Below are 22,753 nucleotides of genomic sequence, written 5' to 3'. Positions count from 1 at the left end.
CTTATAACTAGCAATAATAGGTTTGGAAGTCCCCTGGTAAAGTTTTTAGGGGACTTCATTCACAAAATAATTAGATAATATTGGAGTGAGTCATTTGAGTGAAGTAATAAGATATTTAGCTTTCGGATATACAATCTATAGTGATATTAGATTTGAGGAACTTCCGATTAATAAAAATCAAATTAACTTCCCTGAACTAAATATCTTATTAGTTGACTTAAGCTGTGAGATGAAAAGGTTTATTGAGAATGAAGAAATTCAGTTTCTTATAAACGAGGAGCAAGTGTGGCTTTTCATTCCAAACATAGCCGTTTTTTACATAGCGCGTGCCTGTACAATAAAAGTCCATATCTTAGATGAACAGAGAATGGATGTTGTAAAGATGTTTATTTTGGGAACTTGTATTGGCATCTGTCTGCTGCAAAACAAAATCCTGCCTCTACATGGAAGTGCCATTGAAATAAATGGAAAAGCTTATGCGTTTATTGGCCATTCCGGAGCTGGTAAGTCAACTCTTGCTTCTGCTTTTATTCAAAAGGGCTACAAACTTATCTCGGATGATGTAATACCTGTGAAATTAGATGACAGAAATATACCTGTTGTAATTCCAGCATATCCGCAACAAAAACTCTGGAAAGAAAGCTTAGATCAATTTGGAATTGATTCAATGCGCTTAACTCCTCTCTTTGAAAGGGAAACAAAGTTTGCAATTCCTGCAGGTGATCATTTTTTAAACAAAGAGGTTCCATTAGGCGGAGTTTTTGAGCTAACCAAAACAGCAGAAAATAATGTAATAGGAATTAATTCAATAACTAAATTACTTGCATTTAAAACACTTTATGTGCATACGTATAGGAATTTCCTACTCAACGACATGTGTCTGTTAGAGTGGCACTTTAAGTTTACTGCAAACATAATAGAGAGAACTTTTGTTCATCAAATCATCAGACCGATTTCAAGGTTCACACCAAATGAACTAGTGAATCAAGTTTTAGCAAATATACCTAAGGAGGAAATGCAAGTTGCAAACATTTAATCTTGAACTGCAAAGCATTGTCTGTCAAAAGCCTGGTTTTATAGTAAGTGATATGGATGGAGATAAAGTCATGATGAGTGTTGAAAACGGAAAATATTATAGTCTCGGATATGTAGGCGGAGAAATTTGGGATATTATTTCTGAACCAATCGTAATAGAAACAATTATTGAAAAACTTACTTCAAGTTATAAAGTTGAAGCTGCTCAGTGTAAAGAGCAAGTCGTTTCCTTTTTATCATCTCTGCATATGGAGCATCTAATTATTGTGAAAAATTAGGGGATATAAATGAATCGAGTAAAAAACATATTAACACTTAATAGACAAATGAAATTATTAATAGTGGAAGCTTTTATTTTTTTAGCGTTTGCCAGAGTAATTAAATGCCTGCCATTCTCCAAAACTTCTAAATACCTAGGTGAAAGGAATAAAGAATCTTCAATAACAAATTATGAGGCGAATTTAGATACTTTGAAAAATATATCTAGTGCCATCCATGTAGCTTCTAAGTATGCTCCATGGGAAACCATGTGCTTAGTAAGGGCAATTGCTTCTATGAAAATGCTACAGCGCAGAGGGATTGAAAGTACATTATATTTGGGCACTTCTAGAAACCATTTAAAGGAACTAACGGCTCATGCTTGGCTTCGGAGCGGAAAATACTATGTTACAGGGGCAGATGAAAGGCATCTTTTTACTATTACATGTACATTTGCAAAACGATTTGGCTGAAATTAGGTGAAAATATGGAGAAAATAAAATTAAATACTGATCAACTATCCTATGAACTGACATTAATTCTTCAAATCATAAAAAATGAAAATGATATGCTGAGAATTGACCCTGCCAAAAATATTGACTGGGACCTATTCGTCGAATTGGCTCTGCACCATCGTGTTTATACACTTCTTTATCCAAAGTTGAAATTAATTGACGGAGTTCCTACTAATACTTTGAATACCTTAGCATTTTTCTTCAAACAAAATTCAATTAATATGCTGCATCTTAGTGGACAAATGAAAAAAATCAGTCAATATCTTCTTGAAGAAAGTGTAAATGTGCTTTTTTTGAAGGGACCTGTATTGTCAGTAGATCTATATGGAGATCTTTCCCTTAGGACATCCAGCGATATTGATATACTTATCCCAATAGGTGATTTGCAAAAAGTTGACATGTTACTTACTAAAATAGGTTTTATAAAAGATGAATATATTACTAGTATTCTTGATGATTGGAAATGGAGACACCATCATGTCAATTATGAACACCCAGACACCGGAGTGAAATTAGAAGTGCACTGGAGACTCAATCCTGGCCCGGCTAAAGAGCCTCCTTTCTTCAATTTATGGGAAAGGAAAAGAAAAAGCAGTTTAACAGATTATCCTATTTATTATCTGGGCAGAGAAGATCTTTTTATGTTTCTTTTAACTCATGGTGCAAGACATGGCTGGTCGAGGTTAAGATGGTTAATTGATATTGACAGGCTTTTAAAACAAAACGTGGACTGGATATTATTATTGAAGTTGTTAAGAAAGTACCAATATTCACATATTTGCGGTAAAGCGATTATTTTAGCAAACTCTCTTCTTCAAACTCCTGTACCTAATCAATCTAGACAATTAATTACTAAACACACATTGAAATTATCTGATCTTACTATATTCTATCTAGAGAGAATGGTTAACCTCCATTCACCGCCTTTACCTGAGGCTGTAGAAAAGTACCATGCCAGGTATCTATTTTTAATTAAGTCTCTCAGTCACAAAGCTCTTTATTTAGTAAGCTGTCTATTTCCATACCCTAAGGATAAGGAAGTAATCAAGCTGCCGTCCTGCATGCACTTCTTGTATATTCCCTTGAGGCCTATAATATGGGCTATGAGAAAAAGCAGAAAAATTGCTTGAAGAGAGGAGGGGATTTTTATGGAGTCTGTGTCTTACTTTATGAAACAGCTTCACAAATTTGCAGGCAGATCCCTCTATTACAGTTTTTTTGGAATGATTGTCATAGGCTTTTTAGATAGTATAGGAATTTTTTTACTAATTCCTTTATTATCAATAACAGGAATTTTTAATATGGAAACCAATCAGTCATTTCCCTTGTCAGATTTTTTTACCTTCTTTCAAACTTTTCCGCCAAAGTATAGTTTAATCATTGTATTGGGATTATACATATCTATTATCCTTGCGCAAAATATTTTTCAGCGTCAGCTGTCTATGCTAAGCACAAGTATACAACAGGGTTACCTAAGGCATTTAAAAGAAGAGGTTTATAGAGGGCTATTACAGGCTAGGTGGAAATATTTTCTTTATAAGAGAAAATCAGATTTGAATAATATTATGGCCTCAGAAATCAATAGAGTAGCTGGGGGGACTCATTTTTTTCTTCAGTTCATTGCTTCGCTTTTATTTACAGCAGTACAAGTAGCTATAGCCTTGTGGTTATCGCCTTTGTTAACTGGGCTTGTCATATTTTTTGGAATTATATTAAGCTTCTTCTCCCGAAAATTGATTAAACAGTCCAAAAATCTTGGCGGGGAAACATATGAGCTATCAAAAGCCTATTTCGCAGGTATATCCGATCATATGAATGGAATCAAAGATATTAAAAGCAATAACCTTGAAGGATTTCATTACAACTGGTTTAGAAATATATCAATTAAAATGGAATCAAATGTTAATGAATTGGCAAAAGTCCGGGCAAATTCACAATTTCTTTATAAAGTGTCTTCTGGCACTTTGATAGCAATATTTATGTACTTTGCTATATCGCTGTTTTATGCGAAAACAGCAGAATTGATGCTTATCGTTCTGATTTTTTCAAGGCTATGGCCAAAATTTACTGGAATTCAGTCAGATTTAGAGCAAATTGCTGCCACTATTCCTTCTTTTAAAGCTCTCATTTCACTTTTGAAAACATGTGAAGAAGAAAGAGAAATTCTAAATTGGGATCAGAATTCAGAACATTCCTTGGAAGTTAATATAGAAATAAAATGCACAAACGTAAGTTTCAGATATCATGAAAATGATTCTGAATACGCATTACGTAATATTAATCTGTCGATTCCGTCTAATCAAATGACTGCTATTGTAGGCCGTTCCGGTGCGGGCAAAAGTACACTTATCGATATCTTAATGGGATTAATGACTCCGAAAGAAGGTCTGGTGAGCATCGATGGTACTCCTTTAGGCGATAAAAACTTGTTGATGTTAAGGAGAACCATAAGTTATGTCCCTCAAGATCCTTTCTTATTTAATACAACAATCAGGGAAAACCTGCTGCTTATTCGACAAGATGCTACAGATGTAGAAATATGGGAGTCGCTAGAATTCTCTTCTGCAGCTGATTTCGTAAAAAAACTGCCAAATGGGTTAGATACAATGATAGGTGATCGAGGTATCAGGCTATCAGGAGGAGAGAGACAAAGACTCGTTTTAGCTAGGGCCATATTAAAAAAGCCTTCCATTTTAGTTTTAGATGAAGCAACGAGTGCTCTTGACACTGTTAATGAAGCCAAAATACAACAAGCTCTTACAAGAATAAAAGGAAAAATGACAATTATTGTAATCGCTCATCGAATGTCCACCATTAGAAATGCCGACCAAGTTATAGTTTTGGAGAACGGAGAAGTTATACAGACCGGGGGATATCACCAGCTTTCTCTGGATAAAAAAGGTATGTTCCGTCAGCTTCTAGGAAATCAGTTAAAGGCTAATTCTTAAGGCACTCAAATAAGAGTGCCTTTTACTTTAATAAATATCTTTTGTCCAATCACCTTATTATTAAATTCATATTTTATATAAACTACTTTAATAAGGATTGATATGTTAACTATTCTTATTTTGAAAGGGAAATTTGTATGTATTTAATAGAATTGGTGAGATGGAACATTACACAAGGAATTCCTAACAAACCTTATACTAATGCAGACTATGTAAAAGCAGACACTAATATACAAGGCATTAACAACGCTATTCAGTATGCAAAAAACAACGGTTACTCTGGTGTTATCCTACCAAAAGGCACATATGCAATTTGCTATCCTAGAGTAATAAAAATGGTAAGTAACTTAACATTTGATCTTAACGGATCTACGTTAAAGGTTATTTACGATTCAGATAGAAAATCTCCCTTTGATACAAGAACAACTTCTGATTACTATAATTTTAAAGGTAATAGTATCGAATTCGACAATGTTAGTGATGCCCATTTGACTGGAGGAACTATCATTGGCTGCAGAGATGATAGAAGCTTCTCAAATGCTGCTCAGGAGCGGCGTATGGAACACACATATGGTGTGGTCTTTACGAAGAGCACAAGATATTGTTCAATTAAAAACTGTATTGTAAGAGATTATATGGGGGACAATGTTACATTTACAAGTTCATCTATAAGAGAACTAGCGGAATTTAATCTAGGCCTAACTTTAAATAACTTAGACTATACCTCTGGACAACCGATTTCTTCCTCGAACACTTTAGCCTCTTCTTTTATCACTATACCAATTGATGCAACATTTTCATCGTTCCTTATAGCTGGAGCTGGATATACGAGATTGACTGCTTTAACAACAAAAGATGTAGATGTCTTTTTTTACAGATCAGACAATTCTTTTATTGGCGTTTTGAAAAAAAGAAAGATATACAATGACATCTCAATACCACTTGGTGCCGCTAAAATGAGATTTGTCTTTTTTAATGAAACCAATCCTCTTAAAAACATGCAAATTACCCTTAAATTTGGTTTAATTCCACATCATAACATTGTTGAATACAACGAAATCTTTAACGGACATCGTGGAGGAATCTCTCTTGGAGGCAGTTACAATATTGTTCAGCACAACACAATACGAGATAATGGGAAGGGCACCAACAGTTTCTTGGATGGAAAACCCATCTTTAGTGATCCTACAAGATATGGAATTAATCAGGAAGACTCATACGGGGATAATTGTATTATTAGAAATAATTTAATTTATGGAAGCAATCATGGCATTTTAGCAGGCTGTTATTCGATACAAATTGAAAACAACCATATTTACAATATGGACGGGATTGGGATTAATTTGTATAGTTTACTGTTCGCAAATATTAAAGGAAATGTAATATATAATTGTACAACCAATATAGGTCTTATGAGCTCAAACTTTGGAAATGCGTTTGTAAACATTAAAGGAAATAGTTTTACAGGCGGCAACCTGTCATTTTTCGGAAACACTTCTTACCAAGTGAATTTTACAGATAACAATCTTATAGACGTGACTAATGTAAATATGGGTACTAATATTGTAAATAATGTCTTTAGAAATAACCGATTAAAGTTTACAAATGTTTCTGGAACCCCTTCGATTACTGCTAATGTGATAGAAGATTGTATCATTGACTCAGCTGTTCCTAGAGATTTTCTGTTGCGTGTATACAAGTACAAAAATTGTATATTTAATAATTTAAGAATGACTGTTCAAACGGTTAATGGTACTACAGTTAGTGAGAAGGTTAAAATTAACGACTGCGAATTCTTAAATTGCACTCTTACAAATTTAGTGTTTGGGACGAAAGATCGAGAAATGCATATAATCAATTCAAAACTTACTGATACAATTGTTAAAGTTGGAAATATAAATACTCAGGGATTTCCAGCACAAACATTTCTAGATAAATGTGAAATCATTTCAAACTCACTGACATATCTATTTGCTACAGACTTTAACCAGCCTAATGGTTTGATCAAAATTGTTGATTGTTGGATTACTATTTCAAATTCTTCTTTTTCTTACTTCATCCACCACGATAAACCAACTGTATGGTCAGTGTTCACCTTTTTCATGAAAAATTCAAAAGTGCATTATACAGGTTCAAACTCGTTATCTCCCAATTATTACAATAACCCAAGACCGATAATTAATTTTATTTCTGCAAACAACAGCTACAATAATATCAATCTCCCACCAGGAGAAGCTGGTATCTATATAGGATATGATGTGGACGACACGTATAAATCAGCCATTTCTTTACTGCCTGATGGTAATGGGTTTTCAGCTACCGTTAATCATAATCTTGGTTCATCAGAATTGTATGTAATATGTTTGTCATCGTCTAATGAAATCGTTTATCCTGCTATCACCTTATTAAATTCAAACTCATTATTAATCAAATCATCTACAAATATTCCTCTGAACCTTACTGTCAAAAAAATATAAATTTATCTCACTCACTTGGTGAAAGGGAGTGAATTCTTTTGGTATAAAACTCTTTAACAGTTCTAAATCTATGTTTTCCATTTTCATAACTAAGATATTCAAAGTCGAAAAAATCCAAATAAACCCTCAAACTCCGATACTCCCGATCCCTAATCTTCTTATATTCCCACCATTTACCGTAATTCTTTGGTACCGATAGTTGTTCTGGATATTTTATTTCACCAAATACCCTATAAACGATTCTCAACGTTCTCTGAACTCTTTTCAAAGTTTTATCTTTTTTTGCTTGTATAAACAGAGATTCAAAGCAAATCTTGTTAGCTAAAACGTACACCGTTTGAATCACATCAATAAAATGCCTCAGTGAATCTAAATTATGACGCCATGCATGAAGCACAATCATATAAAAAGCTTGCTGGTGGGAGAGTTCTTTAATATGCTGATAAGCCATTATAGGAACCGCATCATTCCAAAACTCAATAATGTCCAGATCTGAGGTATTTTCTTTTAATAGGTTCCAATGTATTTCGACTCTTAATGGAATGGAGGAACCAGGAAAATCCAATCTGTAGATGCAGTGAAAGTGATCTTTAGGACCCTCATCTTCATAGATAAATCCTCGGTTTCTTAGTATTCCATCAACCGTTTGTCTGTCTTTTTGATGGATCAGTAAGTCAATATCAGAAGTAGATCTTGCAGCGATATGTCCAAAGTATTTTTCCGCAAAATAGACACCTTTTAAAGGGATGGTGTCTATTTTTTGAGTTTCAAATAATTTTAATATCTTTTCCATTTGCACTTTAATAAAAAGGTTTTGAAGCAAGATTTGATCTGTTGCTTTCTTTAAGTAGTCAGTGAAAAAAGCAGGTGTTTCATTCAGACGGTCATGTTGTTTTAATAGATGATAAACTTGAGGTTCAATTGAAAAGTGATGGATGTCTTCTATTAAAATTTGATAATCGCTTTCTTTTTTTGGTAATTTAGTTTGATTATATAATGATTGTAAAAAGTGTATGATCATCTTTCATCCACCCCTTATTGAGAGATTGCTTGTAATGAAGGTAGCTTTTCTTTTGCTTTAAATTGCAGGTGTGATAATTTCCTATATAGACCATCTTGAGTAATCAACTCCTCATGTCTCCCCATCTGAACAATTTTTCCCTCATCCATAACAACAATTAGGTCTGCATCCTGAATCGTTGATAATCGATGGGCGATAATGAGTGTCGTTTTGTTTTTGATTGCGGCTAATGCTACTTTGACAAATTGTTCACTCTCACTGTCCAAAGCAGAGGTTGCTTCATCTAATAACAGAATAGGTGCATTTTTCAGGATGGCTCGTGCGATAGAAAGTCTTTGTTTCTGCCCTCCTGAAAGGCGGACGCCTCTTTCTCCGACTTGCGTGTCATATTGATTTGGCAATGTCATGATAAAATCATGGATATTTGCTTGTTTTGCTGCAGTGACGAGTTCTGAATTTGAAATACTTGGCTTAGCGAGCAGAAGGTTATCTTTGATTGTTCCAGAGAAAAGGAATGTTTCTTGCGCAACAAATGCGAAAGAACTTCTTACCACAAAGGGCGGAAGGTGTTCTGCTGGAGTGTGATCCAGCATGATCATTCCACTTTCTGGCTTATAGAACCCTTGGATGAGGTGAAAGAGTGTTGATTTTCCTGCACCGCTTGGACCGACAATCGCAACTGTTTTTCCTTCAGGTATGTCTATTGTGAAGTTTTCTATTGCCTTTTTTTGCTGCTCGTAGCTAAAATGAACGTTTTTTAGTTGTAAAGATCCTTTGATTGACTTAGCTGAAACATATTCTGGCAGGTTTTCTACTTCAGTAGTCTCGTTTAATATGCTTGAAAGTCTTTCAACTGCTGTTGCTGAACTTTGGAAGCTGCCCCAAATTCCTGCTAAACCAGTAAGCGGGGAGATCAGATGATGCATCAGAGTAACGAAGGTGAGCAGCGAACCAACTGTAATCATTGATTTAGAAACAAAATAAGCACCTAGGCAAAGTCCAGTTATATAAGTGATGGAAGTAATGGCTTCTCCGCCAATATAAAAAAAGCCGCGAAGCTTCGTATTTTTCATTTCTAATTCAAAGAGTTCCTGGTTTTGGGTGTTTTGCTTTAGAGACATCTTTTTCTCTAATAGAAAAGATCGAATAACGGATAACCCCTGAAAGATTTCATTAAGAGTACTGTTTATGTCACTGATTTGAGTAAACATTTTTCTGCTGCTGTTTCGGAGAAGGATGCCAAAAACAGCTCCGATAACAATAGCCAGTGGAATAACGGTGAATCCTATAAAAGCTAACTGCCAGTTGATCATAAACATGTAAATAGAAACAGCCGTAAATGTTAAAGGGAGCTGAATGAGGTACAGCAGGTTGCTCCCGATGACTCCTTCGATACAGTTGACATCGTTTGTGAAATGAGTCATAAGGTCTCCTGTTCGCATGCTTGATGTTTTTTTTACAGGCAGAAGGAGAATGTGTTTTAATAATAGTTCTTTAAGTTCAAGCTTAACTGTATTGATTGTCTTGGACTCTAGATAAGTATAAAAATAGGAAGCTGCTAGGCTTACACCTATTAAGCTGATGCCAATCGGCACGAGCCATTTAAGTTTTTCTGCCTCGTTTTGAACAGCAGCATCTGTAATGGTTCCGAAAAACCATGCAAAACCGATTGTAAGAAAGATTTGAGCGAACATAATCAAAAAAAGACATGCATAGGATTTTTTATACTTTAATAGATAAGGCCCTAGCAGAGTATATGTTCTATGAATATCTTCTATTAAAAACATGTTTTTGAAAGTAATTAATTTCTTAATAATCATGAGAGATCCCCAAGTTTTCTTCTTAAATAATACCGAAAAAGCCGTGCTGAAAAAGGGAAACCAACAATTACTTTACTAAGCAGGGAAGCAAAAGGCTTATGCATACTCATCATTTGTTTTTGCTTTTGAACAGACTCCAAGTATCCTATAACTTGAGAAGGCAGTACTGGCTCATCCAGGCATTCGTTTGTATCGCCTTTAAGTAAGAGCTGACCTTTATCCACTCGGTAGAATCGGTGAGCAATCAACTGCCCTAATTTTGTGTGAAAAAGAAGGATATCACCTTTTTTTAATGCGTTATCATTAAATTTCGTAAATCTGCAAATCTCACCTTTCTGAATAAAGGGATACATGCTGAAGCCTTCAGCAGGAAGGTCTATCCATCCATGCTTTTCAATTGTCGCTTTCAAGAGATTAATTGTTTTCTGGTCAAACTGCATGTTCAATCAGTCCGCATTCTACTAGTTCTGAAAGAAAGCCCTGAAGCTCATTTTTTGTTTTATGATTGTTCTTCTTATACTGATTTTCATAAGACAGAACCAGTTCGTCAATTGTGAGTGCTTCTTTTAGCAATGACCAGCAGAATCCGCCAGTTTCATTTAACTTCGTAATGGTGAATTGTTCGGAGTGCAGAATCATCCATTCGCCATCGACTTCTACTGTCTCGCAATCCGGTGCTTGTTTATAATGTGTTGTCATGAAATCATCTCCCAAAATTGATTATTCTTTTGAAAATAAAGATCATAGATGTCAACTTGTTCTACAAGAAATCGCAGCATGGTTAGAATTCTTTTCGTTTCTTCTTTATTGCTGGGCCAATAGAATACTTTATCAAATAGTGCTAAAAGGGCAGATGATTTATCAACCCGGTTTCTTTTTATTGAAAGAGATTGATGGAGAAGGTCAATGCTCAGCAGTTTAATATTAGAAACAGGAGCGTGTCCATACAATTCGCTTCTGAATGGTGAGTCATAGGCTAGAATTCTGTCTTTATCAATTTTTATAATGGTTGCCTCATCTGACAAAAGAGGGCGGGGAGCTGATAGTTTGGCTGCTGTTGATTTTCCTGCACCGGAATGTCCTGTAAAGATGTGAGCCCCGTCATTTTCAAGGACACAAGATGAGTGTAGAAGTATGCCCCAGTTTTTATAAACGATAAAAGAGCTGTAAAGATTCATTATGGCATGTTTCAAAGCTAAATCGCTGTGAGCTAATATTTGGGCTGATTTGTATGCATAATCAACATTAATTTTGTAATCCGCTCTTATAAATTCAATTATATTTGAGTGGTTTTGTATGTAGACGTCATAACTTGTAAAAGGCAGTTCAGATCCTTTATGAATTGTTATCGTCATGTCTAAAAAAGGATTTCCATTAAAAGGAGTAAATTGTTTTGTTAACAGATTAAATATTTTCTCTTCTATCCATACAAACTTTATATAGTGATCTCCGATTCTAACGTTTAAGTCTTTCATAAGCAGCTCCTTGGATTAAAAATAGAAAAGGCCAAGATAAAACTTGCCTTTTCTGATTTCATTTTGTTACTTTTTACCATGACCTTTACCCGGAGTTCCCGCGCCACCAGGGGGATTTGGATTCCCCGGTGGAAAGTTAATACCATCATTTCCTGTCCCAGGATGATCTCGATTTCCTCTGCCGGGATTCCAACTCTGAGCAGTCTCAAATCGAACCGTTTGATGACTCAAAACCATTGGACGAGAAACAGTTATCCCATGTTTATCACTCATACTTGGTCCTCTTTTCTGTAATAAAATTCTTTATAAAGAACAAACAGAGCAAACATCATTAAGTAAAATAAATGAATCCATCCTATTCGTTCTTTATAAAATCAATTATAGTTCTTAAAAACGTTCATTGGTAGTGTTATTATTCGACAAATAAGACTAATTTCAAGAATTAATGTATTTCATGGTTCTTTATATAATAGAACAATCTAAAAGTTTGACCATACAATCGAACTCCTGCTATATTAGCTTATATAATCGAACTTTCAGGAGGTACCCCACATGCCCCAACACCCAGCATCAATCTTCATCATGGACATCCAAAACTCCTCCCAGGAAGGAATTGGAGAAGAACTTTCTGCCTATTTAGAAAAAATGGTAAAATGGATAAAGACATGGACAACCGATGATCTTATCGTCAAACACCGCAGGGGAGATGAAATCATCTTGATTGCTGATGGATATTCTGCTGCCTATACAATCGCTCATTTCATCAGTATCATCTGGAAATTTCCAAACAATCCGCCATATTTCGGACTATCTTACGGAGAGATAAACAAAGAGCTGAAGGATATTGATATCGAGGCCTGGATTCATCCTATTATCAAACAGGCTCGCGAAGCCAATGAAACTTTGAAAAGTGAGGCAGCCAACAGAGCCCAATTCAGGTTTCATTTAAATGAAAAACAAGCTGAATTTCAAATGTTAATTAATTCTCTGTTGATTTTGCAGAAAAAACTTATCAATGAACAAACAGACATACAGAGGTTCGTTTTTTCCTTATTTGAGATTTTCAACCAGCAAAGAAAAGTCGCCAGTTTCCTGGAAAAATCACCATCCACCATTTCAAGTCATTTCAAAAAAGGCAGCGGCGAGGAATTATTAATGATTTTCAACAATTTAATTAGTGTCATGCAATCCATGCAAGTAAAAGCTTTCCCAGATTCTAGTTCCAATCATGATTCACTTCAAAACTCAATCCGAACCCATTTACAGCAGCATATCAACGAAATATATCCAAAAGAGTAACGAAAGGGGAACCTATGATTTTATTAAGTCTCATTCTGGCTCATTTAATCGCTGATTTTTTTCTCCAATCGGATGAGATGGTGAGAGAAAAGCTAAAGAATTTGAAAAAGCATATGCTGCATCACTTTATTGTGCTATTGCCAGTAACTATCCTGTTTTGGGGTCTGTCATTTGATTTTGTTAATCCCCTGCAATACGTTGTGCTGCCAATTCTGTTCTTGTTAGGTACTCATTTTATAATCGACTTTCTAAAAATAAAACTGCTGGACAAGACAACAGACCAGCAAAACATGAAGAAGCTGCTTTATTTCATAACGGATCAGTTTCTTCATTTAGTCATGATTATTTTAGCTTGTCATTTGTTCTTCATGCTTCCGATTAATCGACTGCTGGAAAAGGGAATTGCGCTATTAACAGAGAATTCTTCTTTAAGTGTATTCAATTCTGTTCTTTTTATTTTCATCATTGTGATTCTGGTGACAAGTGTGAGCGGTCATATTATCCGCATTTTGCTTGGGACGCTGCCGACTCAGCTGCTTTCGTTTGAGGGAAGATATGCGTTTAAGAATGAGAGAAGAGAGGAGCAGATGAATTCTGCCGGCGGGCTGATTGAAGAGTACAATTATTTTACATTCAATAAGCATGATCTTTCACGCGGAAAGCTGATTGGATACATCGAGAGGCTGCTTGTGATTATTTTGACTTTTTATAGTGCATATCCTGCCATAGCGTTTATTGTGACGGCTAAGTCGATTGCCCGTTTTAAACAGATGGATGATCGCAATTGGGCTGAGTATTTTCTTCTTGGGACTTTGACATCCATGCTGCTCGGCATTTCCCTGGGCTTGTTGCTGAGGGAGGTTTTGAATTAACAAGAGGAGATGGTGTGAGTGAGGCAGATAATTGCGATGGGCGGCGGAGGTTTTTCGATGGAGCCTGAAAATCCTTTGCTTGATGAATACATATTGAAACAAAGTATGAAGGATCTTCCGAAAATTTGTTTTGTGGCAACGGCAAGCGGTGATCAAACTCAATATATTGAGCGGTTTTATGATGGCTTTCATTCACTGCCTTGTGTTCCTGATCATTTAGCATTATTTGATCCTCATTTTAAGGATTTGGAGGACTTTGTGCTGTCACAGGATATTTTATATGTAGGCGGCGGAAGTACGAGAAACCTGCTAGTTTTATGGAAAGAATGGGGCTTGGACCTGCTTTTTAAAAAGGCCTATGAGAACGGGATCATTCTTGCAGGACTGAGTGCAGGTGCGATTTGCTGGTTTGAAGAAGGGCTGACAGATCCAATGAATGCTCCGCTGTACAAATTAAATGGACTTGGCATTTTAAATGGCAGCTGCTGTCCGCATTATGACGGAGAAGAAAAACGCAGACCTGCTTTCCACGATCATATTTTGTCCGGGAAAATAAAGAATGGCTACGCTCTTGATGATGGAGCCGCCTTGCATTTTATCGATGAGCAGGTTCATAAAGTAGTCAGTTCTAGGCAATCTGCAAAAGCATTTTATGTAAAAAAATCAGAAGATTTCATTTTCGAAGAAGAAATCAATCCAATATATTTGGGAGATGGCAAGAGATAAAATAAAGGCTAGTTTACCTAGCCTTCACATTAAAACGATTCATTAACTTCCCAAGCCTCGACCAATTGATAAGCGGCGTTGTAATCGTAACCTTTTCCGAGCAGAAAGGACATGGCGGCAACTTCCATTAAAGCATGTTCATATGAAGTGAAGTGCGCTTCTTTTAAACCATGCTGGACAAAGGGCAAAACGGCAGATAATGTGGACTTTTTTAACTGTTGCATAATTGGCTCAGGGTATCGCTGGTATGAATATGGCGAGTAATAATACATGAAATGACCTCCTAATCATAGTCATCATTAGAGTATGCAGGTTATATAACTAGGTTCCTTCAAAGATCCGTATTATTTTTATTGAATAGTGCAGATACTATCAGAAAAATGATAAGGATGTTGTTGAAAATGGAAAAAACTATGATTAGGTGGCTGTTTGCACTTAATGCCATCCTGTTTCCTTTTGTGATCCGCAAGCCAAATATAAAGGAGATGCTTATTGTCTTTTTTGCAAAAGGAATTTTATCGACGGTAATTGATGCGTATGTGGTGAATACGAAGCGAGTAGCATATCCTGTTCGTCCTTTTCCTAAGATTTTCAAAACGAATATTCTATATGATTTGGTGTTTTTTCCATTGCTTAGTGTTGTTTGGGTTCGCCAATCATATAGGGATAAATTACCGATGATATTATTGAAAAGTTTAACTTGGAGTGTGCCAATGTCATTGACACAATGGTATTTTGAAAAAAACACTCGCTTGTTTAAATGGAAAAAGTGGTCTGTTTTTCATACGTTCGCAAGTATCAGTTTTACTCTTCTCACGATTAGGGGTCTCGTAGCCTTAGTGAAGAGAAGTCAAGATAATTTGGAAAAGTAATAAAAGAGGAAGTTACAAAAAATGGAATGGTAGATGCCTGCAATTACAATTACGGCTGCTTCAAGCGAACGAGGAAAAAGGCGGGGAGCTTTTCCGATCATTAAGTAAGGTCGCTAAATCATCAAGAGAAGAGAATGGCTGTATTCAATATGTCCTGCACCGTTCTTTAGAAGATGAAGATGTCTATGTATTATATGAGACATGGACAGATGAAGAGGCATTACATAACCATATTCAATCTGCTCATTACCAAACATACCGATCAGAAATTGAGCCTATTGTGAAAGACAGAAGCGTTTATAAGCTGGAGAAGCTGGGATCTTAGGCAGACCCCAGCTCTTTTTTTACTGCAGAAGCATTCATTTCTTCTTTGCGGTCAATCGTTAAATTGAAGACTAATCCAAATAATACAAGCAAGCCTCCAATTATTTTCCCCATTGATAATTCTCCTAATGTAATGAAATCGATTACGATTCCGGCAAACAGCTGTCCAATAAAGATGAATAACGTTAAATAAAAGGCAGAAACTTTCGGTGTTAGGAAGCTTGACATCAAAATCACAATAACCCCTGCAGCTCCTCCTAAATAGGCCCATACCGGTACATCAAGCCATGCTGAAGAAAAAGTGATAGCCTCGCTGCTGAAAAAAAGAAAGATGCACGATAAGAGCAGTCCGGTTACAAAATTGATGAGCGTGCCTTCAAGCAAGCCAATTTTTTCTGCCAGGTTTGAATTGATGATTCTTGCGATAACAATAGATACGCCAGCTAAAATAGAGATGATCAGATAAACCGCCATATTAACTCCTCCTAGAATAATGTCATAACTGCGCTGCCTAACAAAATGAATGCTAAACCAATGGATTTTGTTTTATTGAATTTTACGACCTTCATTCCCATCAGTCCGTAATGATCAATGATAATCGCCGCAAGAGATTGTCCGAGCAGTCCAAGTGCAATCGTGACGGATACTCCAAGGGATATGAAGCTTATGTTTGAAAAGAGAACGGTCAGAACTCCAATTGCTCCTGCACTATACAAATAGAGGGGGAGTCCTTTTTGGAACTGTAAAGGCTTTTTAATGAATAAAATCACAAACGCAATTGCAAGAAGTCCAACGAGATGAATGATAACGCTTGATGTATAATTACCGATACCATTTGATAGCGCCCCATTAAATACAATCATGATTGCAATAATGGCGCCGACAGCAGCTGAAACCAGGTTGTACAAAAATGCTCACTCCTTTTACAAATGTCTTATTTCATTATCCATATATAGAAAGGGTATAATGATGACATATGTCATATCAAACGAGGTTTTCATGAAAAAAATAAATAACGAGCAAAAACTTAATAACTATCTTTCTTTAAATAAGATTGAGGATTATTTTACTGCAGACATGAAAAATTGGATGGAGCTTTTCCTCTTTACGAAAAATGAGCATTTATGCAGAGAAGGCGAGGAGATGAATTATCTCTATTTTTTTGTGGAAGGAAGAGCTAAGGTATATACAACACTGAGTAATGGCAAATCACTGCTTTTATCTTTTTATGAGGGATTTAAAGTTCTTGGTGATGTTGAACTTTTCCAGACTCATGGAGCTGCTTCGAGTGTTCAAGCTATAGATGATACTTATTGCGTGGGTATCTATATTCCTGCCGTTCGGGAATACTTGCTTCAGGATTCAGTGTTTTTAACCTTTATGGGTAAAGCATTATCCGAAAAACTGAACATGCTTTCAAAAAATAGCTCCATCAATTTGTACTATCCGCTTGAGCATCGGCTTTCAAGTTATATTTTGGCAACTGGCGTAAAAGCGGAACGTATCATTTTTAAAGAAAACCTAACGTATCTGGCCGAATTGCTGGGCACGAGCTATCGTCATCTTTTGCGCTCACTCGATATGCTATGCAAAAAAGGAATGTTACGAAAAAGAGAGAATGGTTATGAAGTGATCAATGAAATCGAGCTGCGGAATCTTGCAGGGGATATATATAGGTAGGGCTTATTTGCGAGTATAAGGTTAAATAGCCGTAATAAAATAGATCCTCCACTGAAGAAGGATCTATTTTTCATGATAAAGCAAATAATTTAACACGATATTCAACAGAAATATCAATAAAATAAAGGCAACTCCCGGTCCTAACACAATCCAAGGTGCTGTCATCAAATCAAACTTGCTTTGCCCAATCATGCCAGCCCATTCACCAGATTGTGACAAGGATCTGCTGCTTTCTTCATCTCCAAAAATCCCGCCTGGTTTATCTCCGCCAATAAAGAGTTCGAAGACGCCTAAATAGATTAACAGCAGCAGCACCTGAATGATTTGCTGAAAAAAGAGAATAAAAATTCTTTTTCTTAATACAGGCAATATATGTTTGAACATAATATGTTTATTGCTTGCTCCTAAATGATAGGAAACTTGTATGTATGGCTCCTTAAGAGTTTGCTGGATTTCACTGGACATAAGCAGCATAACCGGAACAATTCCGACTAAAACAATGACGAAAAACTGATAGATAATCATTGGTGTGTACCCAATATCATTCTTTATTAGTTCCATTGGCCAAATCAGGACAAGAACCAAGATGAAGGAAGGGATATATTGATAGGGAATAAAAAAGGGCTTCGCCATGGATTGCAGGGTTCTCGGTAAAAATGTAAAGAAAGATCCAGCGAATACTCCAGCCACTATTCTGAGAATGGCAGCTCCTAAAGCAAATAAGATGGTATATTTCGCTCCCTCCAATAATCGAAGACCTAAATCATTTGCATTTCTGTCGGTGCCAAACGGCTGCAGCAGAGAAGGCGGAAATGGGGCTCTGCCTGCTAATTCACCATTCTCATCATATTTAATCATCTCTGGTTTCACCTGGTTTTTAAATCCAAACTCATATACAAAACTTGCAAGAAGCAGCAATGCAATAAGAATACAAGGGACAATGACAAATAGAATCTTTTTTTTATTCATAGGAGCTGCCTCTTATGACCAAGGAATAACATGTTTTAGAAAGCCACATGATGAAGCCGAATGGAATTAGAATAAGCAAAATACCTATTGCAATAACAGTTTGTTCTTTGTACGCATAAATAAATCGTGTGATGCCCTCCATCTGAAACAGAAATTCGACGACCACAAGGCTTGACAGCATAAACCAATAAATGGCGGACATGTGCTGGTGCATAGAGAGGACTACATTACGCAGCACATGCTTAATGAGAATCTGGAAAGAAGAAATTCCTTTTGCTTTTGCAAACTCAACATATAATTTCTCGTGCTCCTCTTCTAAAATATTGATAAGAGAGCGAATCATCATGGCCGCAGGAACTACACTGAGACATAAAATAGGAAAAAGATAAACCTTATCTTCTAGACCATAAATTTGCAGCATTTTATATCCTGTTTCTTTAAAGATTGAGATAACACCATATTGCAGGGCTAAAATTAAGATAACATCTGGGATTGATTCAAAAAACATCAAAATACCTCGAAAGATTTTTCTCATCGGAGAGGGAGAAAGTATGTATAAAATGGAACAGCAAAATGCAGCCATTAGTGCAAGACTAAACGCACAGAACAAGATGCAGATGGAATAAAAATAGGCTTCAAGGATAAATGGAAATAAGCTCATTTCACCGCCTCTGCTCATGAATGTTAAGTCAAATGGGGAGATAATCTGACAGACGATTTGAAAAAGGGATTTGAAATATGCTACAGGAAATAGTCCAAATTCTTCCGGAAAACCTTCCATCTCGGTAAATACCAAAGAAGGCAATGCCGCAATGCTGCTGATGCCTACTAAAATAAGGGAAATTTTTAACAAGAGTAACCATGATTTTGTTATTGCAGTATTTTTTGACATAAATGGAATACACATCCTTTGGTAATTTCCATTGTATCAAATTTACATGTGAAATACCGTAATAATTCATATTGTGATAGAATGTAAATTGTATAGTATTGCAGCAATTTTCATTCTTAAAACCCATTTCGATGTCCTTTACTTAAGATTTAGATAGATACATAAGATTTATTTGCAAGAAATAGGGGTGCTTTTACATATGCCGGCTTCAAAAGAATTAATTCGATTTTTAGATGAAAACATCTCTACCTTTATTGCCGATTGGCGGCAGAAAGTAACAATTTCAGAGGATGATCTTCATAAGGAAGAAGTAGAGAAAAATGGGATGAGGATGTATGAACTTGTAAAGAAAACAATCCAAAACCCTTTAAGTTCAGATGAAATAGATTTTCTTGCAAGTAAAGTAGCTTTAGAAAGAGTAGAAGCCAATGTGAATCTTGGAGATTTTATTAATAATGTGAACCTTGGAAGGCGTGAAGTCATTCGGTATATCGTCAGCTCAGGTATTCTTTCGCATGAACTTCAGCCGTATATTGAAGAAATAAATGTCTTATTTGATCAATTTTCTTATTTTGCCGTAAAAAAGTACACTGAGGTCAAAGAAGAAATTCTGCAGGAGAAAATCTCTTTCATTGACCAAAGTCACAAAGAGAGACTGACTATACTGGGACAGATGTCTTCAAGCTTCGTGCATGAATTCAGAAATCCGCTGACATCGGTAAAAGGATTTATCAAGCTTATGCAGAATGATCATCCTGATCTAAAGTATTTGGATATCATCAGTCATGAAGTGGACCAGCTGAATTTTCGGGTTTCCCAATTTCTCCATGCTTCCAAAAAAGAGACCATTGAGAGTAAGCGGGAAGTTTTTGATCTGAATGAATTATTAGATGAGGTCCTTTCATTTATGTATCCTAGTCTTCTGGATGGCAGTGTGAAAATCGAACCGATCTCTCAAAGAGAAACCCGTGTTTTCGCCAGCAAGGATGAACTGAGGCAGGTATTTTTAAATCTTTTACTCAATTCAATAGATGCACTTCAAAAGGTTGAAACGAATAGAATCATCACGATTGAAATTGAAGTCATTGAAAACGATGTACATATACATATTTCAAACAACGGACCAATCATACCTCCTAAACAAATCGAAACGATTTTTGAACCATTTTTTACGACGAAAGAATTAGGCACTGGAATCGGCCTTTACGTCTGCAGAAAAATTGTCGAAAGCCATCAAGGGACGATCGAATGTTCGTCAGACGAGCAATCTACCTGTTTCTCGTTATCACTTCCGCTTATCACCGCATAGGATTAGACCTGGATACGTGAATCCAGGTTTATTTTAAATTTTTGACTAGTTTAGATGTTAGGAGAGCCATAAATAAAGTACTGATAATAAATCCAGTCAGCATTTCAGACGCTGCAATTATATTGGATAACATTCCAATAGAAGTAATATCCCCAAATCCTGTCGTTGTGAACGTTGTAATACTATAGTACATAAAGTCATTTCCTGAAAGCTCTTCTCCCGAAAATTTAAATGCTTTCTCACCCTTCATTCTGTAAACTTGCAGATAGAGGTTTGCGTAGGTTGTGATGATTAAACTAATAAGAAGGCCAGATCCAGTAAAGATGCTTTGCAGACTCTCCTCTGTTTTCGGAATGGAAATTATGAATTCAAACAGAAGATAGATGCAGACACTTAATAATACAAACAAGATGAATAGGAAGAACACAGGGATGTTCATGTGAAGAAATGTTTCAGCGAGCAGAAGTGCTATCATGACTAAGTTAAGAGCAACGTAAATAAAAAGCTTCTTTTTATTGAATTCTCTTTTTCCAAACATAGTTCCCTCGGCAATATGTATTTTTCATTATTTTCTCCTCATATGAAAAATCTCATACAGTATACTTTTTATCACTATCTATCATAAAAGTTCGTACTTGTTAAATGCGCTTATTTATCTAATAATATTATTATCAAGGTAAGAGAAAGAGAGGGGTTTTATGCAACTTAGAGTATCAGCTGTTCAATATGATCTTCATACAATAAATTCCTTTGGAGAATTTGCAGATCAAGTGGAGCATTATATGAAAACAGCAGAAGAATTCGGATCTGATTTTGTGCTTTTCCCTGAGTTTTTTACAACTCAGCTTATGTCCATAGGAGATGCAGAGGGAAATGCTTTAACTATAAACGATTTGCCTGATTTTACAGATCAGTATCGGGAATTATTTATGAATCTTGCAAAAAAAACAGGCATGCATATTATTGGCGGTACACATGTTATTAAAAGAGAAGATCGCCTGTATAATGTTGCTCACTTATTTTATCCGGATGGAAGAGTGGCTGAACAGGCAAAGCTTCACATTACACCGACTGAAGTTTATGAGTGGAATATGACGCCTGGAGATGATCTTGAAGTATTTGAAACAGAAAAAGGAACAATTGCCATGCTGACTTGCTATGACATCGAGTTCCCCGAAATCGTCCGTATTGCAAAAGCAAAGGGGGCAGATGTTATTTTTTGTCCGTCATGTACCGATGATCGTCACGGTTTTCATCGGGTTCGTTATACAAGTCATGCCCGGGCAATTGAAAATCAAGTATATGTTGTAACAACTGGTACTGTTGGATCTCTTCCAACTGTTGACTTTATGAGAGGAAACTTTGGTCAAGCTGCTGTGATTACGCCGAATGATGTACCTTTTCCTCCAAAAGGGTTAGCGGCTGAAGGTGAAATCAATCAGCCTATGATTGTTACGGCAGATCTTGATCTTGAGCTTCTTTATAAAGTTCGTGCGAGCGGTTCAGTTACAACATGGCGTGATCGCCGCACAGATTTATACCCTGATTGGGAAGCGAAGCAGGGGGATCGGACTCTGCTATAAGGAGGAGTTCACTTGTATTTTAAAGAATTTTTTGTTTTTGATAGTGACAAGCCTGTAAAAGCAGTCGTTCGAAACTACACGGAAAAGGATTTTGATGCATTAATCCTCATTCAGCAAGAGAGCTTTCCTCCTCCATTTCCACCTGAGCTTTGGTGGAATGAAGAACAGCTGAAAAACCATATCACGCTCTTTCCAGAGGGAGCACTGTGCATTGAAATAAATGGGGAAGTCGCGGGTTCAATGACAGGACTGCTTGTACAGTTTGATCCAGATCACCCTGAACATACATGGGAAGAGATCACCGACAATGGGTATATCCGCAATCATGGTCCAAATGGAAATACTCTTTATGTCGTTGATATTGGTGTTCGTCCCGCATACAGAAAGTTAGGACTTGGAAAATGGCTGATGTTTTCCATGTATGATGTGGTTGTACACAAAGGTTTGGATAGACTCCTTGGCGGGGGAAGGATGCCTGGTTATCAGCAGCATTCAGATAAATGGTCGCCAGAGCAATATCTTGAACGTGTGGTAGAGGGAAATGTAAAAGATCCAGTTCTCTCATTTCTGCTTCGATGCGGAAGAACGCCTGTCCGAGTTGTACCCAATTATTTAGAGGACGAGGAATCGTGCAATTATGGCACGTTAATGGAATGGAAAAATCCTTTTAAAAAATAG

27 protein-coding genes are annotated in these 22,753 nt (G+C 36.3%); 15 read left to right on the top strand and 12 right to left on the bottom strand.

All coding sequences use genetic code 11. The features are described from left to right. Nucleotides 1-94 precede the first annotated feature (94 nt). From CYJ36_RS07140 to CYJ36_RS07115, 6 genes are all read left to right on the top strand, one after another. Complete coding sequence (locus CYJ36_RS07140) at nt 95-1,036, top strand: aldolase (protein WP_101566239.1); 942 nt, start codon at nt 95-97, stop codon at nt 1,034-1,036. After that, nucleotides 1,023-1,313 (top strand): lasso peptide biosynthesis PqqD family chaperone, encoded by a 291-nt coding sequence (locus CYJ36_RS07135; protein ID WP_257962412.1) that lies wholly within the window; start codon nt 1,023-1,025, stop codon nt 1,311-1,313. The genes CYJ36_RS07140 and CYJ36_RS07135 overlap by 14 nt, the downstream gene beginning before the upstream one ends. 9 nt (nt 1,314-1,322) lie before the next feature. Continuing rightward, nucleotides 1,323-1,766 (top strand): lasso peptide biosynthesis B2 protein, encoded by a 444-nt coding sequence (locus CYJ36_RS07130; RefSeq protein WP_101566237.1) that lies wholly within the window; start codon nt 1,323-1,325, stop codon nt 1,764-1,766. 14 nt (nt 1,767-1,780) lie between these two features. Beyond that, a complete protein-coding gene (locus CYJ36_RS07125; protein WP_101566532.1) occupies nt 1,781-2,938 on the top strand; it encodes a nucleotidyltransferase domain-containing protein in 1,158 nt (385 codons plus the stop codon). A gap of 18 nt (nt 2,939-2,956) precedes the next feature. Next, complete coding sequence (locus CYJ36_RS07120; protein WP_101566235.1) at nt 2,957-4,756, top strand: ABC transporter ATP-binding protein; 1,800 nt, start codon at nt 2,957-2,959, stop codon at nt 4,754-4,756. A 137-nt stretch (nt 4,757-4,893) separates the two neighbouring features. Continuing rightward, entirely contained in the window at nt 4,894-7,233 is a 2,340-nt protein-coding gene (locus CYJ36_RS07115; RefSeq protein WP_142382683.1) for a right-handed parallel beta-helix repeat-containing protein, read from the top strand. Between the two features lie 7 nt (nt 7,234-7,240). On the opposite strand, the gene CYJ36_RS07110 is transcribed toward CYJ36_RS07115, so the two are convergent. The 6 genes from CYJ36_RS07110 to CYJ36_RS07085 form a co-directional block, all read right to left on the bottom strand. Continuing rightward, nucleotides 7,241-8,254 (bottom strand): nucleotidyltransferase family protein, encoded by a 1,014-nt coding sequence (locus tag CYJ36_RS07110; protein ID WP_101566233.1) that lies wholly within the window; start codon nt 8,252-8,254, stop codon nt 7,241-7,243. 14 nt (nt 8,255-8,268) lie between these two features. Next, a complete protein-coding gene (locus tag CYJ36_RS07105; RefSeq protein WP_101566231.1) occupies nt 8,269-10,074 on the bottom strand; it encodes an ABC transporter ATP-binding protein in 1,806 nt (601 codons plus the stop codon). Beyond that, the gene (locus CYJ36_RS07100; RefSeq protein WP_219621074.1) at nt 10,071-10,514 is read right to left on the bottom strand and encodes a S24/S26 family peptidase; all 444 of its coding nucleotides are present in this window, start codon (nt 10,512-10,514) and stop codon (nt 10,071-10,073) included. Before CYJ36_RS07100 ends, CYJ36_RS07105 begins: the two co-directional genes overlap by 4 nt. Continuing rightward, a complete protein-coding gene (locus CYJ36_RS07095) occupies nt 10,504-10,773 on the bottom strand; it encodes a PqqD family protein (RefSeq protein ID WP_101566227.1) in 270 nt (89 codons plus the stop codon). The genes CYJ36_RS07100 and CYJ36_RS07095 overlap by 11 nt, the downstream gene beginning before the upstream one ends. Then, nucleotides 10,770-11,549: a hypothetical protein gene (locus tag CYJ36_RS07090; protein WP_101566225.1), complete on the bottom strand. Its 780-nt coding sequence runs from the start codon at nt 11,547-11,549 to the stop codon at nt 10,770-10,772. The genes CYJ36_RS07095 and CYJ36_RS07090 overlap by 4 nt, the downstream gene beginning before the upstream one ends. A 66-nt stretch (nt 11,550-11,615) precedes the next feature. Further along, on the bottom strand, nt 11,616-11,822 hold the full coding sequence (locus CYJ36_RS07085) for a hypothetical protein (RefSeq protein WP_101566223.1): 207 nt from the start codon (nt 11,820-11,822) through the stop codon (nt 11,616-11,618). A 279-nt stretch (nt 11,823-12,101) separates the two neighbouring features. On the opposite strand from CYJ36_RS07085, the gene CYJ36_RS07080 reads away from it, so the two are divergent. From CYJ36_RS07080 to CYJ36_RS07070, 3 genes are read left to right on the top strand one after another with little or no spacing between them, the layout of a single operon-like run. Further along, complete coding sequence (locus CYJ36_RS07080; RefSeq protein ID WP_101566221.1) at nt 12,102-12,848, top strand: hypothetical protein; 747 nt, start codon at nt 12,102-12,104, stop codon at nt 12,846-12,848. A gap of 14 nt (nt 12,849-12,862) precedes the next feature. Continuing rightward, entirely contained in the window at nt 12,863-13,720 is an 858-nt protein-coding gene (locus tag CYJ36_RS07075; protein ID WP_101566219.1) for a DUF3307 domain-containing protein, read from the top strand. Between the two features lie 18 nt (nt 13,721-13,738). Next, on the top strand, nt 13,739-14,446 hold the full coding sequence (locus CYJ36_RS07070) for a peptidase E (RefSeq protein WP_101566217.1): 708 nt from the start codon (nt 13,739-13,741) through the stop codon (nt 14,444-14,446). Between the two features lie 29 nt (nt 14,447-14,475). Here the strand turns inward: CYJ36_RS07070 and CYJ36_RS07065 are convergent, their stop codons facing one another. Beyond that, nucleotides 14,476-14,718, bottom strand: coding sequence for a hypothetical protein (locus tag CYJ36_RS07065; RefSeq protein WP_101566215.1), 243 nt, complete (start codon nt 14,716-14,718; stop codon nt 14,476-14,478). Nucleotides 14,719-14,847: 129 nt separating this feature from the next. On the opposite strand from CYJ36_RS07065, the gene CYJ36_RS07060 reads away from it, so the two are divergent. After that, nucleotides 14,848-15,318, top strand: a complete 471-nt coding sequence (locus CYJ36_RS07060) for a CBO0543 family protein (RefSeq protein WP_101566213.1) — start codon at nt 14,848-14,850, stop codon at nt 15,316-15,318. Then, nucleotides 15,302-15,643: a putative quinol monooxygenase gene (locus CYJ36_RS07055; RefSeq protein ID WP_308315272.1), complete on the top strand. Its 342-nt coding sequence runs from the start codon at nt 15,302-15,304 to the stop codon at nt 15,641-15,643. The genes CYJ36_RS07060 and CYJ36_RS07055 overlap by 17 nt, the downstream gene beginning before the upstream one ends. Here CYJ36_RS07055 and CYJ36_RS07050 read toward each other — a convergent pair. Together CYJ36_RS07050 and CYJ36_RS07045 are read right to left on the bottom strand one after the other, a co-directional pair. Then, entirely contained in the window at nt 15,640-16,116 is a 477-nt protein-coding gene (locus CYJ36_RS07050) for a DMT family transporter (protein ID WP_101566212.1), read from the bottom strand. The two genes, CYJ36_RS07055 and CYJ36_RS07050, sit on opposite strands and share 4 nt — an antisense overlap. An 11-nt stretch (nt 16,117-16,127) precedes the next feature. Then, on the bottom strand, nt 16,128-16,550 hold the full coding sequence (locus tag CYJ36_RS07045; protein WP_101566210.1) for a DMT family transporter: 423 nt from the start codon (nt 16,548-16,550) through the stop codon (nt 16,128-16,130). A gap of 91 nt (nt 16,551-16,641) precedes the next feature. Between CYJ36_RS07045 and CYJ36_RS07040 the strand changes: the two genes are divergently transcribed. Continuing rightward, nucleotides 16,642-17,322: a cyclic nucleotide-binding domain-containing protein gene (locus CYJ36_RS07040; protein ID WP_101566528.1), complete on the top strand. Its 681-nt coding sequence runs from the start codon at nt 16,642-16,644 to the stop codon at nt 17,320-17,322. Nucleotides 17,323-17,385: 63 nt separating this feature from the next. On the opposite strand, the gene CYJ36_RS07035 is transcribed toward CYJ36_RS07040, so the two are convergent. Both CYJ36_RS07035 and CYJ36_RS07030 read right to left on the bottom strand, forming a co-directional pair. After that, a complete protein-coding gene (locus CYJ36_RS07035) occupies nt 17,386-18,291 on the bottom strand; it encodes an ABC transporter permease subunit (RefSeq protein ID WP_101566208.1) in 906 nt (301 codons plus the stop codon). Next, nucleotides 18,284-19,183 carry an ABC transporter permease subunit gene (locus CYJ36_RS07030; RefSeq protein ID WP_180850126.1) on the bottom strand — a complete coding sequence of 300 codons (900 nt, stop codon included), beginning with the start codon at nt 19,181-19,183 and terminating at the stop codon, nt 18,284-18,286. The genes CYJ36_RS07035 and CYJ36_RS07030 overlap by 8 nt, the downstream gene beginning before the upstream one ends. A gap of 199 nt (nt 19,184-19,382) precedes the next feature. Here CYJ36_RS07030 and CYJ36_RS07025 point away from each other — a divergent pair, with 199 nt between their 5' ends. After that, nucleotides 19,383-20,492 carry a histidine kinase N-terminal domain-containing protein gene (locus CYJ36_RS07025; protein WP_101566204.1) on the top strand — a complete coding sequence of 370 codons (1,110 nt, stop codon included), beginning with the start codon at nt 19,383-19,385 and terminating at the stop codon, nt 20,490-20,492. A gap of 28 nt (nt 20,493-20,520) precedes the next feature. On the opposite strand, the gene CYJ36_RS07020 is transcribed toward CYJ36_RS07025, so the two are convergent. Continuing rightward, entirely contained in the window at nt 20,521-21,030 is a 510-nt protein-coding gene (locus CYJ36_RS07020; RefSeq protein ID WP_101566202.1) for an ion channel, read from the bottom strand. Between the two features lie 160 nt (nt 21,031-21,190). Between CYJ36_RS07020 and CYJ36_RS07015 the strand changes: the two genes are divergently transcribed. Both CYJ36_RS07015 and CYJ36_RS07010 read left to right on the top strand, forming a co-directional pair. Beyond that, complete coding sequence (locus CYJ36_RS07015; RefSeq protein ID WP_101566200.1) at nt 21,191-22,075, top strand: carbon-nitrogen hydrolase family protein; 885 nt, start codon at nt 21,191-21,193, stop codon at nt 22,073-22,075. 12 nt (nt 22,076-22,087) lie between these two features. Continuing rightward, nucleotides 22,088-22,753 carry a GNAT family N-acetyltransferase gene (locus CYJ36_RS07010; protein WP_101566198.1) on the top strand — a complete coding sequence of 222 codons (666 nt, stop codon included), beginning with the start codon at nt 22,088-22,090 and terminating at the stop codon, nt 22,751-22,753.

Source organism: Bacillus sp. UMB0893 (assembly GCF_002858905.1).
Lineage (GTDB): Bacteria > Bacillota > Bacilli > Bacillales > Bacillaceae > Bacillus_P.
Note: the sequence above shows the minus strand (reverse complement) of the source record. Positions and strands in the feature narration are given on the sequence as shown.